Genomic DNA, 14629 nt, shown 5'->3' on the forward strand with positions numbered 1-14629 from the left:
TAATTCCAAGACTAATATTAGAGACAAGTGCCGACCGAACATATTCAAATGACTCGAAGGTTGTGTTGAATTATCCTTGATAAACAATTTCGCTATATTAAAAAGTGAAGAAGCCGTTTTAGGAAAGGTATGATGATTATCATCATGTAAATGAGAAAAAAAGGGTTGCACTAACGAAAGAATGAGAAAATCAGCCAATTTTTTTAGCATTTCTTCGGAAAAGGCTTGTTCGGTCTTTGTCGCTTGGATAAGCAGGGATTTCCAAATTAGCGTAGCCAGCGTATCCTTCTAGTATGCCAATTGAAAATGGTTCTTATCTATCAAAAATCCCTGACCTTACCTTGCCTCTCCTCCTTGGCTACCTTTAGACCAACTACCGGATAGTTTTTTTCCTTCATTAATATATGAGTACCCTATTCCTCCATGTAATGTCATAGCTTTTCTCCAACCAGGTCCAAACATATTTTTACAAGTAGATTGACAGTTTGGTTCACGGAGTTTGGCAATCTCCCGAAAGTTATTGACAATGATTATCATTCCTATTAATATGTTGAAGTAGTCATTGAAAATGAATATCATTATTAATTACACGTATTTTTTTGATATGTTTTTAACCTACACTATAATTAGTAAGGAGAAAATCAGAATGAAAAAGCTATTCATACCCTTCCTGCTCTTGTTTGCACTTATTCTTAGTGCCTGCGGGAACAAAGAGACAGCGAACGATAATAATGCATCCAAGACTAAAAAAGAAACAATTACTTATCAATCAGAAACAGGTCCTGTTGAGATTCCTAAAAACCCAAAAAGAATAATTGCTCTCTCTAATGGACCTAATGTATTGGCCTTAGAAGGTAATGTCGTCGGGATAGATCAATGGACTAATATGAATCCCCTTTTTAAAGAAAGACTAAAGGGAGTGGAAGTCGTATCAGAAGATAACCTGGAGAAAATCATTGAACTGGAACCGGACCTTATCATAGCGGGATCCGAGATGAAAAATATTGGAAAGCTAAATGAAATTGCTCCAACTGTAGTATTCACTTGGGGAAAATTAGATTATTTATCACAGCAAATAGAAATCGGAAAACTCTTAAATAAAGAAAAGGAAGCAAAAGAATGGGTTAATGATTTCAAAACGCGTGCAGCATCCGCAGGAAAAGCGATACGTGCAAAAATTGGTGAAGATGCAACCGTTTCTGTCATTGAAAATGATGCTAAAGAGTTTTATGTATTCGGAAATAATTATGCGCGTGGGACAGAAATATTGTATCAAGCAATGGAGTTGAAAATGCCTGAAAAAGTAAAAGAAAAAGCCCTTAAGTCCGGCATTTATGTCCTCTCATCGGAAGTGCTTCCTGAGTATACTGGAGATTATATTATCTTTAGTAAAAACCCGGATGTGGTTAATTCATTTGTGGAGACCGACACATGGAAAAATATACCTGCAGTTAAGAACGATCGTATATTTGAAATAAATAGTAAAGCATCCACATACAGTGACCCAATCACTCTAGAACACCTTCTGGAATTTTTCGAAAAATCCTTTCTTAACAAATAGTATGCAAAGCAGGAATTCTTTAAATAAGAATTCCTGCTTTAATGTGGTTTATACTTGAATTTCTTCTTAGAAAAACAAAAAACACCTGTGCCTAAATGGCAAAATCAGGTGCTTTTTGTTTAATTTTCTTCAAATTCTTTCATTCTCTCTATTAAATCTAAATCTAGCTGTTCTTTGTTGTCGCTTATATATTTATATTCAAAATACTTAATTCTAGCTGTTGGACCAAATTCACTTTCAAGCCAATTTGTATAACCTTCCTGTATCATTTACTAATAATGTCACCGAAAACCAAGGTACTTGATCGTTATAAGTAAAAACTTTTTGGAGTTCTGCAGTTAGTTGAAATAACTTATGTAGCTCTTTATTGTAAGCTCTCTTATCTACACTATATAGTTTTGGAATATAATGTGAAAAAACGTGTTGCTCCTCACCTTTGGGCTTAAAAAAGAAGAAAACTCCTCCTTCCCTCTCATTAACTTCACCATTAAAACACAAATTATGGAATCATATCATTAATCTGTTGTGCAATTTCACTTTATAGCTTGTTTAATTCTATTTCAATACTCATCAACATCAGCCTCCTGATTTATTTGCGATCTCACGAATCACTGGGAATTGGCCTTCAATTTCATATTTAACTATAAAGGAATCAGGTCGCATTGAATTATTAGAATAGATTGGTTCAATGCTAACAGAGACTTCCTTGGGCATATCTCTTTCAATGCGTTGGCCCACTCAGTCTCCATTTCGTACCAAACTCCACCCTTCCTATTAATTTGACTATTTTGTGGTACAAGATTATCAATATCAGGAGGTCCATTAAATTGTGCTCCTGTTAAATGTCCGACATCATCATCTGCTAATTTGTCTTTTCCACCTACATTTGCCTGAGCATATTTATTTCTTTCAGCCTTTTTCAATACAAGTTCAGTAGCATCTACATTTACAATACGCCCAAGTTTATCGGTAGTAATCTAAAACCTGACGGCATGGCCGTGCATCATGCCCGCAAAGCTTCCGTGTCAAACCGACTATCATTATACCTATTATAATGCATATTCATTAACTAGCTAAGATCCTACTTTTTATAATTAGTTTAAATTAACTACAAAAAAAGTATAGAAAATCCAATAAATTTAGAAGTATTTTTAATTTCATCACAATATCAAGCGGTAAATTATACCTACCACAAGATAGCATCTGGGTTTTTAATAGTTTTTATAAAATTATAATAATTCTAATTATTCATGCGAATTAACTTTTATTAATCTATAATAAAGTAGATGAAAAAAATTAGGGGGGGTATCGATTTGAAGAAAAAGTTTATTGTTCCTGCAGTTCTATCGTCAGCGTTGTTGGTAGGTTCTATCCCAGCCGGTAATGTATTTGCGAAGCCGGTTGATTCGAAGGTGGCTAGTAGTGTACAAGCTTCTAAAAAGTGGAATGAGAAGGCAAGCGTTCCTGTTTTTGTGAAGGAGCGATTTGCTGAGAAATTCTCTTCTAGCAACCCTTCCAATGCATTAAATTATTTAAAGAAAAACGAAGGTAAAACTGGAATTAAAAATCCAGATAAAAACTTAAAAGTAAAAGATTCACAAAAAGATAAACTCGGTATGACCCACGTTCGCTTTAATCAATCAATAAATGGAGTGAACGTAGAAGGAACCGAAGTTATTGTTCATTTTAACAAGAATAATGAAGTCGTATCCGTCAACGGAAGAGTAAATCAGACGATTGCCGATGATGCGGTGTACACGACTGCCTCCTTAAGCAGTGATGCAGCACTAAATCAGGCACTATCATCTGTCAATGCCCCTGAAGAGCTAACGTATGAGCCAACTTCTGAGCTTGTAGTCTATCCTTTTGAAGGAGAGAATCATACAGCTTATAAAGTGAATGTTAACTTCATGGGGGATGAGCCTGGCAACTGGTTTGTCTTTGTGGATGCAAACACGGGTGAAATCATCGATAAGTATAATGGTTTAATGCATGCTGATGAAATGAAAACACAAAAAGGTGCTGGAAAAGGGGTACATGGTGCTCACAGGGAATTACATATTACCCAAGTGAAGGAACCTAAATCTGGAACTCAGTTTGCGTTAGCTGATTACTCTCATAATGGTCTTGATGGAATACTTACGTTTGATGCTAAAAATGATAATAGTTCCAGTAATGATACTCTATATGTGGGGAATTCTGCTGCATTTATCAGCGACTATGATCGGGCTCTTGTCGATGCACACTATAATTCGGAAAAGGTATATGATTATTACCTTAATGAGCATGACCGAAATTCTCTTGACGGTGAAGGGATGGCAATCATTTCCAAGGTCCACTATGGCAATAATTACAACAATGCATCCTGGAATGGGCGTTGGATGACCTATGGGGATGGTGACGGTGAGTTCTTTATTTCACTATCAGCCGGTCTTGACGTTGCTGCCCACGAAATGACTCATGGCGTCATCACTCATACAGCAAATTTAGTTTACCGCAATCAATCTGGAGCACTAAACGAATCATTTGCTGACGTCTTTGGTGCACTTGTTGACGACGATGATTGGGAAATGGGTGAGGATATTATGGCACCAGCTGCTAAAGCTGACGGTGTAACGAGATTGCGCAGCTTGAGTAATCCAAACAGTGTTGTAGTAAGTAATGCGGAAAGAGCTGCATATGGCAGTGGAGTCTATCCGGCTCATATGGATGAATTTTATCACATGCCAACTTCGGTAGATGGCGGCGGTGTCCATGTTAACTCCTCGATTACAAACCACGCTGCATACAAGATTGGTCAAGAAATTGGAAGGCACAAGTTAGGACAAATCTACTATCGTGCAATAAGCATTTATTTAACGCCAAATTCCGATTTTAGTGACGCTCGTAAGGCTATTGTTCAGTCTGCAATTGATATTTATGGTGAAGGCAGCAAGGAAGAGGCTGCAGCTGCTGCCGGATTTGATTCGGTGGGAATTTACTAAGTATATAATTAGATCCGCCCGCAGGAATCAATATTTTTAGCGGATTTTAGAAGAATATTGAAGTGCGTTTAATGTTCCCCCAGAATAAGAGCTTGGGGGACTATTTTTTCGGCATTAGGTAGCCCTCAAAAGAAGAAACCTTGAAAGGTATTTAGCCAATCAAGGGGTTTCATTCTATATTATGTTTTACTTTAGATATTCAGCTTCCCATTTATCTTGTTTTTCTACAGGGCTAAGTTCTGAAATATCCTCATATCCATAATTTTTTTTCATTTTTCCTGTGTTATCTAAAATGATAGTTAGGTTTGTCCATAGTTCCTGTCCTTGCTCCTTAAATTCTTCACGCAATTTCGAAAAACAATTATACAAATCATCATCAAGCCCATCAAACTCTTCCTCATCAACATTAAATAAATCTGTTATATCCAGACTATATACTGGTTCCCCTCCAGTTTTAGGGTAATAATAGAGAAAAACTTTTTTATAACCTTCTCTAAATTCAGCGTAAAAAAAAAGATTTGTTTCCAATCCTCTGGAATTATATTAATTAATGTATTCGCAATTTGTTGATATGTCTGCTCCATTATTTTGCTTTCCATCTACTTACCTCCTAAATAATTAGTTAATCTATCGGAATATTTTTTACCATCTATTACATAGTTGATTTTAAACTCACTTGGTCTAGCTGAGTGTGCCTCATATATGGGTTTTACTTTAATGGTTACTTCTTTCCCCTTTACTAAAGCCTTCTTCCATGTATTCTCTAGAGTCTTATATTCACTCCTATTTAAAGTAGCATTCATGGGTACTAAGTTATCTATTTCACCAGAACCTTTAAAGATAATTGCAATTAAATGTCCACCATCATCGTTTGATAGTCTATCGCCTCCTCCAACCTTTCTTTGGGCATAAGGATTTTGTTTTGCTTTACCAAATTCTAATTTAACTTCAGCAATTGCAATACGCCCGTTATCATCAGTGGTATATTTATATCCTTCTTTTGTTGTATACTCTACATTGGGTTTTAAGGTCTTCTTACGATTTACTTTCGTGTATTGATCACCATTTCTAACATTATCTATACCCTTAGAAATACTCTCCCCTGAAACTCCCTCTACTTTGCTATCCTTCACCGTAAATTTCTGATAGGCTTCCTTAATTGTCTGCTTTTCCATCATAACTTGGCGAAGGGGTTGTCCTCCGAGGGATACTTGTTCCATACTTACCCGTTTAGGGATTTCATTTTTACCTATTTCTTCACCTATATTTTTTAACGTGGTTTTTCCTGATCTCGCTATGTCTGTTATTGTAGCTTTTGCGTACTGTACCTGCTTTTGCGCAAATTCCTTGCTGTAAGGGACGAACTTTGTACCACTCGCTACTATATTCAAGGCACCTTGCCTGAGGTCAGTAAATCCATATATTTTCTAAAGAAAGTTTTTCTTGACCTGACGGCCTTTTTTCTGAGGTAACCGATATAACTAAGATGATACATATTCTATTTCAACAATGAAAAGACCTTAACTTTACCGTCAAGGTCTTATAAAAAATACAAACTTTTCTTATCCTCCATTATTCTTTCTTGAGGTATTCTTCTAAAATACTCTTATCATATTCAGATTCAGGTAAAAGGCCTAAACGATTATATTCCCAAATCACCCTTCTTTCGTGATCATCTGCATCTGATAGATCTTCATAATCATAGTTAACCCATCCGCTAACAATTTACATAACCTACTTTGTTGCTTTATTAGCGCGTGTAAAACAAGAACTTAAAGGGAAAAGCTGAACAACCCTTTGTATAACTACTTATTCAATGCTAGATAAAATTTGTTTTCTTATATTTGCATCAATTTTATTCTTTGAATAATTATCTTGTAAAATATCAATTAAACGATAGATCATTTCATCCGTTCCTTGGTTAATTTCTAAGAAATTATTTAAGAAATGATGAAATAGATCTTCATCCACTGATTCTATTGGAGCAGGTAAATATTTTTCCCCTTGCTCAATGTAAGCTTTCCAATCAGCAAAAGCAATTGCATCAATAATGCAGTTCCAAGCCTTCACCTTTAATTCGTTCTCCTCAAATTGCATTAGAATGAATAGACCTGTTTCATCAGCATTATCTAAAAATTGATAGATAGTATCTCCAGAAATGTTTTTGTTTTCTACCCAACTCCAGCATAAGTCAATTGCTCCTACTGCATCTTTATACCCAGAAGAGTTCGAAAGCATGCCAATAACTTTTTCAGACAAAGTTAAAAGAAATGCTACCTGTAAATCGGCGTTCATTTCATTAATTTTTTCTATCACAAACTTTTCCTCCTTATTCAATCAAAACTCCATTTTTCAAAATAAAGGATAATTTCCCTGCAGGTTTAACCCCTTCTACTGTCTCAGAAGATAACTTTATGGTTAACTCAGGGTACCTTTTACTTAGTTGCATGAATATTCCTGGTTTAACATTTGGATTAATAATTCCTTGTATACAAGTTGTACAGGCACCTTTTGGATTAGATTGATGTAAATTTAATGTACCGGTAACCTCCTCTGCCTTCAAACCTACTCTTTCAACCTCCAAAATGAATTCATTAATTACACCTTCCTCAGCATGTCTAGTAGATAAAGGATGGGAAGAAGGTGACTTAATTGGCCTATTGGGCATTACTGTGTCTAAATCAGGTAAACCTGCTTCTTTTCTAACTTTAGGTGAGCCACCCTCAAATATTTTACCTTCTAAACCTTTTACATCTGTTTTTCCAATAGCAATTGTTTGAGTTTCAGGAACACCTAGTTTTATTCTAAGAGTTTCCAAGTCCTCTTTCCCTATGTTAAAACCCGGTTTACTCCCAGTTCCATTTAAACCCTTACCACCATCACTCTTCACCGCAAACTTCTGCACGATATCCTTAATCGTCGTTTTATCAAATGTGACATGCTTGTAGTTGTTTCCATACGCCGTGGCTAACTCTTCGACTCTGATACGAAGAGGTACTTCCACATTGCCGATTTGCCGGCCGAATGCTTTTGCGTACTGTACCTGCTTTTGCGCAAATTCCTTGCTGTAAGGGACGAACTTTGTACCACTCGCTACTATATTCAAGGCACCTTGCCTGAGGTCAGTAAATCCATATATTTTCTAAAGAAAGTTTTTCTTGACCTGACGGCCTTTTTTCTGAGGTAACCGATATAACTAAGATGATACATATTCTATTTCAACAATGAAAAGACCTTAACTTTTGCGTTAAGGTCATACGAACAAGCTTTTCTTGCCCTACATCATTCTTTCTTAAGGTATTCTTCTAAAATACTCTTATCATATTCAGATTCAGGTAATAGACCCAAACGAGTATATTCCCAAATAACCCTTCTTTCGTGATCATCTGCATCTGATAGATCTTCATAATCATAGTCAACTTTAAATTTTCCTGAACTTTCTAAAGTAAAAGTTAAATTGGTCCATTGTTCTTGATTATTTTTTTTAAATTCATCTGATAATTCTTTTAAGACCTTTATTAACCTCCGCCAGGTATCTCTATACTCCCTTCTACTAATACTATATAATTCAGGGATATCATGGCTATATATGAGTGTATCATTAATATTAGACTGATAGAAAAAGAACGCAGTCCCTGTCCCCTCAGTAATTTCTCCATACAAAATTACATTACTCCATTCTTCTGGAATCATCTCATTTACAGTTTGAGCTATATTCTGATAATAATCATTTAGTTTTGAGTCATTCAATTTTTTATCCCCCTGCTCTATTTTCAAATGTTCTTAACTCCCAACGACCATCGTCAATTTTATACTCTATGTCGAAACTTGTAGGTCGAGTTGAACTTCCCTCATACACAGGATAAATTTTTACTTCAACTGTTTTAGGAGGATTACTGTCTAAAGCTTTTGCCCAAGATATTTCGAGTTTTTTCCATTCTCCCATATTCAGGTTGGCATTCATAGGAACAAGGTTGTCTAGATGACCAGACCCTTTAAATATGCTGGCGATTAAGTGGCCCCCTTGATCATCTGGCAAGCGATCTTCCCTTCCAGCAATCCGCTGTGCATAATTGTTTCGTTTACCACTGCCTAAGTCGAGAGAACCTTCTACACTTGTTATCCGACCCTTTTCGTCTGTTTTATATAGATGACCACTAGGGGATGTATATTCAATATTCGGTTTTAAAACTTTCTTCATTCGCTCTCTTGTATAATGCTTTCCATACTCCACTTTTGTAATTTCAATGGATCCGTTTGCTAGCACTACTTTGCCTGTACCCTTACCGCCATCACTCTTCACCGCAAACTTCAGTACAATTTCCTTAATAGTCGTTTTATCAAAAGTGACATGCTTGTAGTTGTTTCCATACGCCGTGGCTAACTCTTCGACTCTGATACGAAGAGGTACTTCCACATTGCCGATTTGCCGGCCGAATGCTTTTGCGTACTGAACCTGCTTTTGCGCAAATTCCTTGCTGTAAGGGACGAACTTTGTACCACTCGCCACTTTATCAACGACCTTCGCCGCACCTGCCACACCGCCGATTCCGAGTGCCATCAACAGCCCGTTCTGGCGCTGATCCTCGGTTAGCTGGTTGCCGAACATGTCTTTGCCGGTGACCGCTTCGCTGAGACCGTTGGCTGCGAGGAGGCCGTATATGCCGTATTCGGTTTTCTGGAGGAGGCTAAAGCTTTTTGTCGTTTTATAGGCATCGAGCGCATGGTCCGCTGCGTTGAGTCCTTTGGCGGTTTTGTAGATGGCGCTGCCGCCTTTGATGGCCCGGCCGGCCCAGCCGACGACGGGGATGAATCCAGCGGCGGCCATGGCGCCGGCGGCGATTCGTTCGGCATCGGACAGCTTGCGTCCGGTTACTGGATCGACTCCGGTTGATGCCCTGATTGAATCATAATATCCCGTGAATTCACCTGTAAAGGTTTTTGTCGTATCCCAGGCTTTTTCGTACCATGGACGGTTTTCGAGTTCTTCCATTTCTTGTTCGATTTTTCGGGCTTCGGCTTGCTGCTTTTTGAAGGTTTGATAGTCTTTCATCTGACTGGCGACTTCATCCTTCACTTGATAGACGTCACTATTCTTGAATGCCGATTGGTTGAACGTCATCGGCGAAACGTTGCCGTCCTGTTTGGTGGCATCAAGCAAGGCGCGGAAGAGGCCAACGGCCACGTTTTCCTGCCCGACGGACACATCATATTCCTCGACCAATTGCCGGTCGACATTCTCGACCTTTGTCATGGTATCATCCAGCCTTTGTCCGGCCAGCGTGATTTTTTCATTAAAGTCCTTTTGGTCGAACCTATCAAGAGGCAGGATATCGTCAATGCTGTCGAGGATCCTTTGGAGATCGTTCGCTTGTTCATCGACAAGCGACTTCGCTTGGTTGATGCCGTTCGAGACTTCCCCATCTAAAAAGGGAACCTCGACTACCGTATTTCCGGAGAGGTCCGCCTCATCCAGGCTGGCCGGAATGCCTTCCAAAAAACTGATTTGGGTCGTGAATAGTTCCATCCAGGCGTCCGCCACCTCGATTTGCGCTTCATAGAAGCTTTTGATGGCAGTGGCACCGGCCCCTTGAAACTCGTTGTCCAAGCCGACGATGCCCTGAAATTCCTTTTTCAGGGCTGCGACTTCCTTCTTTAGTTCTTCATATTGCTTGGCGCGCGACTTGGTTGCGGCCGTCAATGTCTTCGCTTCATATATTTTCATCGCGTAGGATACCCATGTGAAGACACATGGGCGATGGCTTCATCCTGTTCTTTTAATAAGTCAATGTTGGCACGGGTATCTTCCACATTTTTCTGGACGATTTTGATATATTGCTCGAAGACCTTTTCCAGGTTCGTTTCCCGGTCGATCCATTTCGAAGTGAATTCCAATTTATTGCTGCCAAGCTCGCCTGCCGGCAAATTTCCAAGCGTGACTGTACCAAGTGCCGTCTTCACCTGATCGACTTGCTTCATTACGGCAGGATGATTCAGTTTGATTGTCGTCATTAAAACAACCGCCTTTTTAAATCGGATATTTTACTTTCCAGCTGCTCAAATGCCTCTTCGCCTTTGTTCAAAAGGGAGTCGGCTTCGTGGGCTATATTCCCCGCTATGTTCAGAAGCGTATTCTCGGCATTCAGCTTTGTAATCATCGCCTCGATTTTCCATTGGTAATCGTCATAATCGTCATGAATGATACTGAACATCACATTATAGGCATCATGACGTGCTTCCTGAAATTGATCCGAGCGATTCCCTGTCCAGCTGCCACCTAGCTCAGGGTCATTTATTTTCCTAATCTCGTTCAGACACATGCTCTGCTCTTTTATAATATCGTTCTTCGCATTTTCTAAACGTTCAATTTTCACATTCAAATCAGCTTTTTTACTGGAGATAGCAGAGTGTATATTACTCAAAATATCTGCATAAACCATGAAACTCACCTCAGAAACAGTATAATCCTACACTAAATGTCATATTTTCCTATTTAATATTATAAGGATTAAAGTCCGAGAGTTAAATAGGGAGAAATATGCTATTTTGTCGGTTAAAAGAGAAGATTGGCATAGAAAAGTTCCTACATACCATATTCTATATACCCTGCATTTTACCAATTTTAAACAAGTGAGCAGAATGTCAACTCATTGGATTCCCTAAAATATTGCCCACTTCATTCAAACTGCCCTAAATTGTATCTGTGCAACAAATCATCCCGAACGAACTCCCTGCAAGTCGAAGATAGATGTGACCGCTCAGGATGTATCAAATCTCCAAAAGGCAAATCACCGACAAACTTAACTTCGCCTTCAAAATCCTGTCCGGATTCACCATCAAAACCGATGACTTTCACAAAGCAAGTTTTGTGACCGGTTTTCATAAAATCAATTACCGTTAAAGCATGATCATGTACATCACTCATTCTTTTTTCCTCCACCCATGAAAGCATTAAGTAAAGATATTTTTTACTAGTATTATTATAAAGAAAACGATCAAAACAACAAACCATGGTTAAGATCGCTAAAGGCATTAAACATACTTTCCCTGAATCGCTTTTACTTTATTTTTTTATGTATTTTGGTTGATTTATTAACTATAATCTTACTCATACTGGCGTTGCATGTCCTTATGTTTTTTACGTTACCCGGCATATACTTCTCTTAACATGTCTATGATTTCATATTATTCCCATCGAAGGTCAGTCTGGCAACGCCCTCTTCTATATAGATTTATAACCTGCTATAATCTAAGGATTGGAGGTGTGAAAAATGAAAGAAATCATCCAAATATTAGCTGAAATCGTCAATAATCTTCACGATTTCATCCTGTTCTTTGTGAGTGACACATTAAATTCAAATGCAACGGACAAAGATTTGCATTTTTGGATAATGGGAATCATCGGTATCATCATATTTTTGTTCGTGTTATTTTTATCTAATTTAATTTCCCGGATGCGTTTTGGGATAACGATACTCTCTTTCCTTTATACCTTTACAGTCATGGTTGTTTTAGTATTTGCCATTGAAATACAGCAAGCCCTTACCAGCAGGGGGAATATGGAGTTTCAGGATGCGGCGGTAGGCCTTTGGGGGTTCATCGTATTTTTCATGGTTTTTGCTGTACTATCATCCATTTTCCTTTTGGTGAAGAATTTTTTCAAGCAATCAAAATAAAGGTAACGATAGTTCACCTTGCATAAAACATTCCAAATGGCCTTTCAATAACCTTAAATTCGGATTTTGTATTGGCGGGAATGATAAACTCTCTGTAGCATCATCTTAAACCGGAAGGAAAGTTACAGAGAAGAAAATTTGATTCGGGGTAAATAAGCATATACTATCAATTACTTCGGTTCACTTTCATTGAATAAATCAATGCTGAACAGATTGAAAGAATCGTCGTCATTCATTTGTTCCTGGTCATTCCCGGATATATCAGGACTATTTTCCCTGCGGCGGCGATTCACTTCCCTTAATTCCGCTTCCAGAAATTCCGCTTGTTCATGGGAGAGCTTGATCGTGATTTCATTATTTTGATCATCTGCAGCTTTCAAGAGGACATAACTATCCGCCGCATTACGTAAAGTCACATTGCTTACTGTTAAGTTCATGTTCGCGAGTTCATATCTTGCCTTCATAAAGTAAAAAGAACCTCCATCGGAAAATACCGGTTAAAATAATGTTTATTAAATATACTCTACTTCAAGATATCTAAATATACAAATTCTTTGTTTGGAAAAGCCTTGAACTTAAAGGTCTACCTAAGACAAGAAATGGAAAATGATACGCCACGTCTTAAATAAAGGTACAGGTGAAGTAATTTCACTATAATATCCTGAATTACTGGAAACAATCGAACAATTGAATGTAACCCTTCCCAAAATCTGAACATATCCGATGTTGTAATATACGCCCCTCCATCCGCACCACCTTTGATTGGAAGGGAATAAACATTTGTTCTCCATGCTCCATTTTCTTCGTCAAGGTACCCTAATGCAGTATTTTTAGGTAGCTGATCCATGGAAAAATATCCGGAATTTTTCATTTCACAAGGCAGAAGGATGTTCTTGTCGATATATTCAGTAAATTCAAGAGCGGTTATTTCCTCAACAATCAACCCCAATAAAATATAGCCTGCATTATTGTAATGAAATCTTTCCCCGGGTTCGAACATCATCAGCTTATCTTGAAACATTGGCAGGAAATCTTTTAATCCTTTTATATGGTACATCGGATTTTTCTGCCAAAGCTCTTCAAAATCATCCATCACTGCTTCATCAAAGTAATCAGGAATGCCTGAAGTGTGTGTTAAGAGGTGATGTATGGTTACATTTTGGTTGAAATCAGGAAACACGTTCGGAAGACAGTCTTTCAGCTTGGAATTAAACCTAAGTTTCCCTTTTTGTATTAACTGGCAAATGGCTATCGCGGTAAACAGTTTACAACCGGAAGCAATTCCGACCCTTGTTTCGGTCGTATTCATGATTTCATCCGCTCGATTGGAATAGCCATATGCTGAACTATGGATCAGGTCATCTCCCGCTTTCACACCAATTACACCCGAGAATTCAATTTTCTTGCTCGTTTCTTCAATATTCCTGGATATATCCATATGTAGAGTTGACATTTGGTTTCCCCCTTTGCCGGTAAAATTTTCATTACTTATGTATTGACCAAGGTGCTTGTTATGTCTTGCAAAAAAAACCCGCATCTTATGTGATGCGGGATAACTTATCAGCTTCTTATTTCCACCAAGTATCATAAACGTTAATGGCTTCATTACGTTTATGTTCGGTTTTAGTATACCAACCTTCGATGATTTCAGCAGCTTCCGTTCTGATTTCCTTGCCTTCAAGGTAATCATCGATTTCATCGTAGCTAACGCCTAAAGCCGCTTCATCAGGAAGTAACGGTTTGTCATCTTCCAAATCGGCCGTTGGTATTTTCTTATAAAGACGCTCAGGTGCACCGACGAATTTCAGGATTTCTTTTCCTTGCCTTTTATTTAAACGGTATAATGGAATGATATCCGCTGCTCCGTCCCCATGTTTCGTAAAGAAACCTGTGATCGCTTCTGCTGCATGGTCCGTACCCAGCACGACGCCTTTATAAAGTCCGGCTAAATCATATTGTACCTTCATTCGCTCACGTGCTTTAACATTTCCCCTTAAGAAATTCGTTAGCTTTTCAGAAACTGCTTCTTCCACAGCTTTTACTGATGCATCCACAGCTTCCTTGATGTTGACTGTAACCGTTTGGCTTGGCTTGATGAATTTTAATGCAAGCTGCCTGTCATCTTCATCAGCCTGTACTCCATATGGCAAGCTTACAGCAACAAACTTATAGTCGCTGCCATTCGTTTCTTCGTTCAATTCGTTGACAGCGGTTTGGGCAATATACCCCGCCAGTGTTGAATCTTGCCCTCCAGATATTCCAAGTACAAAGCTTTTCAGAAACGTATTTTTCTTCATATACCCTTTTAATAGATCAACACTTTTCCTGAATTCAACTTCAGGGTCGATCGTTGGTTGGACAAGTAATTTTTTTACGATTTCTTTTTGTAATGGACGCATTGGCAAAGC

General features: G+C 38.2%; 20 protein-coding genes. 3 read left to right on the forward strand and 17 right to left on the reverse strand.

Features of this window, described 5'->3' with window-relative positions; genetic code table 11:
• The first annotated feature begins 646 nt into the window (after nucleotides 1-646).
• Nucleotides 647-1561: an iron-hydroxamate ABC transporter substrate-binding protein gene (locus N0M92_RS06615; RefSeq protein WP_260284997.1), complete on the forward strand. Its 915-nt coding sequence runs from the start codon at nucleotides 647-649 to the stop codon at nucleotides 1559-1561.
• A gap of 119 nt (nucleotides 1562-1680) precedes the next feature.
• Here the strand turns inward: N0M92_RS06615 and N0M92_RS06620 are convergent, their stop codons facing one another.
• The 3 genes from N0M92_RS06620 to N0M92_RS06630 form a co-directional block, all read right to left on the reverse strand.
• Nucleotides 1681-1830, reverse strand: coding sequence for a hypothetical protein (locus N0M92_RS06620; RefSeq protein WP_260285077.1), 150 nt, complete (start codon nucleotides 1828-1830; stop codon nucleotides 1681-1683).
• Complete coding sequence (locus N0M92_RS06625; protein WP_260284999.1) at nucleotides 1799-2059, reverse strand: antitoxin YezG family protein; 261 nt, start codon at nucleotides 2057-2059, stop codon at nucleotides 1799-1801. Before N0M92_RS06625 ends, N0M92_RS06620 begins: the two co-directional genes overlap by 32 nt.
• 143 nt (nucleotides 2060-2202) lie before the next feature.
• The gene (locus tag N0M92_RS06630; RefSeq protein WP_260285000.1) at nucleotides 2203-2484 is read right to left on the reverse strand and encodes a DNA/RNA non-specific endonuclease; all 282 of its coding nucleotides are present in this window, start codon (nucleotides 2482-2484) and stop codon (nucleotides 2203-2205) included.
• A 363-nt stretch (nucleotides 2485-2847) separates the two neighbouring features.
• On the opposite strand from N0M92_RS06630, the gene N0M92_RS06635 reads away from it, so the two are divergent.
• Nucleotides 2848-4545, forward strand: a complete 1698-nt coding sequence (locus tag N0M92_RS06635) for a M4 family metallopeptidase (protein WP_397443813.1) — start codon at nucleotides 2848-2850, stop codon at nucleotides 4543-4545.
• A gap of 186 nt (nucleotides 4546-4731) precedes the next feature.
• On the opposite strand, the gene N0M92_RS06640 is transcribed toward N0M92_RS06635, so the two are convergent.
• From N0M92_RS06640 to N0M92_RS06690, 11 genes are all read right to left on the reverse strand, one after another.
• Nucleotides 4732-4974, reverse strand: a complete 243-nt coding sequence (locus N0M92_RS06640) for an immunity protein YezG family protein (RefSeq protein WP_397443818.1) — start codon at nucleotides 4972-4974, stop codon at nucleotides 4732-4734.
• On the reverse strand, nucleotides 4965-5144 hold the full coding sequence (locus tag N0M92_RS29420) for an immunity protein YezG family protein (RefSeq protein ID WP_397443814.1): 180 nt from the start codon (nucleotides 5142-5144) through the stop codon (nucleotides 4965-4967). Before N0M92_RS29420 ends, N0M92_RS06640 begins: the two co-directional genes overlap by 10 nt.
• Nucleotides 5145-5936, reverse strand: a complete 792-nt coding sequence (locus tag N0M92_RS06650) for a DNA/RNA non-specific endonuclease (protein ID WP_260285003.1) — start codon at nucleotides 5934-5936, stop codon at nucleotides 5145-5147.
• Nucleotides 5937-6117: 181 nt separating this feature from the next.
• On the reverse strand, nucleotides 6118-6270 hold the full coding sequence (locus N0M92_RS06655) for an antitoxin YezG family protein (protein ID WP_260285070.1): 153 nt from the start codon (nucleotides 6268-6270) through the stop codon (nucleotides 6118-6120).
• Between the two features lie 84 nt (nucleotides 6271-6354).
• The gene (locus tag N0M92_RS06660) at nucleotides 6355-6861 is read right to left on the reverse strand and encodes an Imm6 family immunity protein (protein ID WP_260285004.1); all 507 of its coding nucleotides are present in this window, start codon (nucleotides 6859-6861) and stop codon (nucleotides 6355-6357) included.
• Between the two features lie 13 nt (nucleotides 6862-6874).
• On the reverse strand, nucleotides 6875-7435 hold the full coding sequence (locus tag N0M92_RS06665; protein ID WP_260285005.1) for a hypothetical protein: 561 nt from the start codon (nucleotides 7433-7435) through the stop codon (nucleotides 6875-6877).
• Between the two features lie 392 nt (nucleotides 7436-7827).
• Nucleotides 7828-8322 carry an antitoxin YezG family protein gene (locus N0M92_RS06670; RefSeq protein WP_260285006.1) on the reverse strand — a complete coding sequence of 165 codons (495 nt, stop codon included), beginning with the start codon at nucleotides 8320-8322 and terminating at the stop codon, nucleotides 7828-7830.
• Complete coding sequence (locus tag N0M92_RS06675) at nucleotides 8300-10270, reverse strand: DNA/RNA non-specific endonuclease (RefSeq protein ID WP_260285007.1); 1971 nt, start codon at nucleotides 10268-10270, stop codon at nucleotides 8300-8302. Before N0M92_RS06675 ends, N0M92_RS06670 begins: the two co-directional genes overlap by 23 nt.
• The gene (locus N0M92_RS06680; protein WP_260285008.1) at nucleotides 10267-10557 is read right to left on the reverse strand and encodes a YwqI/YxiC family protein; all 291 of its coding nucleotides are present in this window, start codon (nucleotides 10555-10557) and stop codon (nucleotides 10267-10269) included. Before N0M92_RS06680 ends, N0M92_RS06675 begins: the two co-directional genes overlap by 4 nt.
• Nucleotides 10557-10985 (reverse strand): DUF5082 domain-containing protein, encoded by a 429-nt coding sequence (locus N0M92_RS06685; RefSeq protein WP_260285009.1) that lies wholly within the window; start codon nucleotides 10983-10985, stop codon nucleotides 10557-10559. The genes N0M92_RS06680 and N0M92_RS06685 overlap by 1 nt, the downstream gene beginning before the upstream one ends.
• A 236-nt stretch (nucleotides 10986-11221) precedes the next feature.
• Entirely contained in the window at nucleotides 11222-11470 is a 249-nt protein-coding gene (locus N0M92_RS06690) for a hypothetical protein (RefSeq protein WP_260285010.1), read from the reverse strand.
• A gap of 346 nt (nucleotides 11471-11816) precedes the next feature.
• Between N0M92_RS06690 and N0M92_RS06695 the strand changes: the two genes are divergently transcribed.
• Complete coding sequence (locus N0M92_RS06695) at nucleotides 11817-12221, forward strand: hypothetical protein (protein ID WP_230303505.1); 405 nt, start codon at nucleotides 11817-11819, stop codon at nucleotides 12219-12221.
• A gap of 170 nt (nucleotides 12222-12391) precedes the next feature.
• Here N0M92_RS06695 and N0M92_RS06700 read toward each other — a convergent pair whose 3' ends face one another.
• From N0M92_RS06700 to nadE, 3 genes are all read right to left on the reverse strand, one after another.
• Nucleotides 12392-12685 carry a hypothetical protein gene (locus tag N0M92_RS06700; RefSeq protein WP_260285012.1) on the reverse strand — a complete coding sequence of 98 codons (294 nt, stop codon included), beginning with the start codon at nucleotides 12683-12685 and terminating at the stop codon, nucleotides 12392-12394.
• A gap of 119 nt (nucleotides 12686-12804) precedes the next feature.
• Nucleotides 12805-13674 (reverse strand): serine hydrolase domain-containing protein, encoded by an 870-nt coding sequence (locus N0M92_RS06705; protein ID WP_260285013.1) that lies wholly within the window; start codon nucleotides 13672-13674, stop codon nucleotides 12805-12807.
• Between the two features lie 115 nt (nucleotides 13675-13789).
• Complete coding sequence (nadE, locus tag N0M92_RS06710) at nucleotides 13790-14620, reverse strand: ammonia-dependent NAD(+) synthetase (RefSeq protein ID WP_260285014.1); 831 nt, start codon at nucleotides 14618-14620, stop codon at nucleotides 13790-13792.
• Between the last annotated feature and the right edge of the window lie 9 nt (nucleotides 14621-14629).

Origin of the sequence: Peribacillus aracenensis (assembly GCF_025175645.1) — a bacterium.
In the GTDB taxonomy this organism is placed as follows: Bacteria; Bacillota; Bacilli; order Bacillales; family DSM-1321; genus Peribacillus; species Peribacillus aracenensis.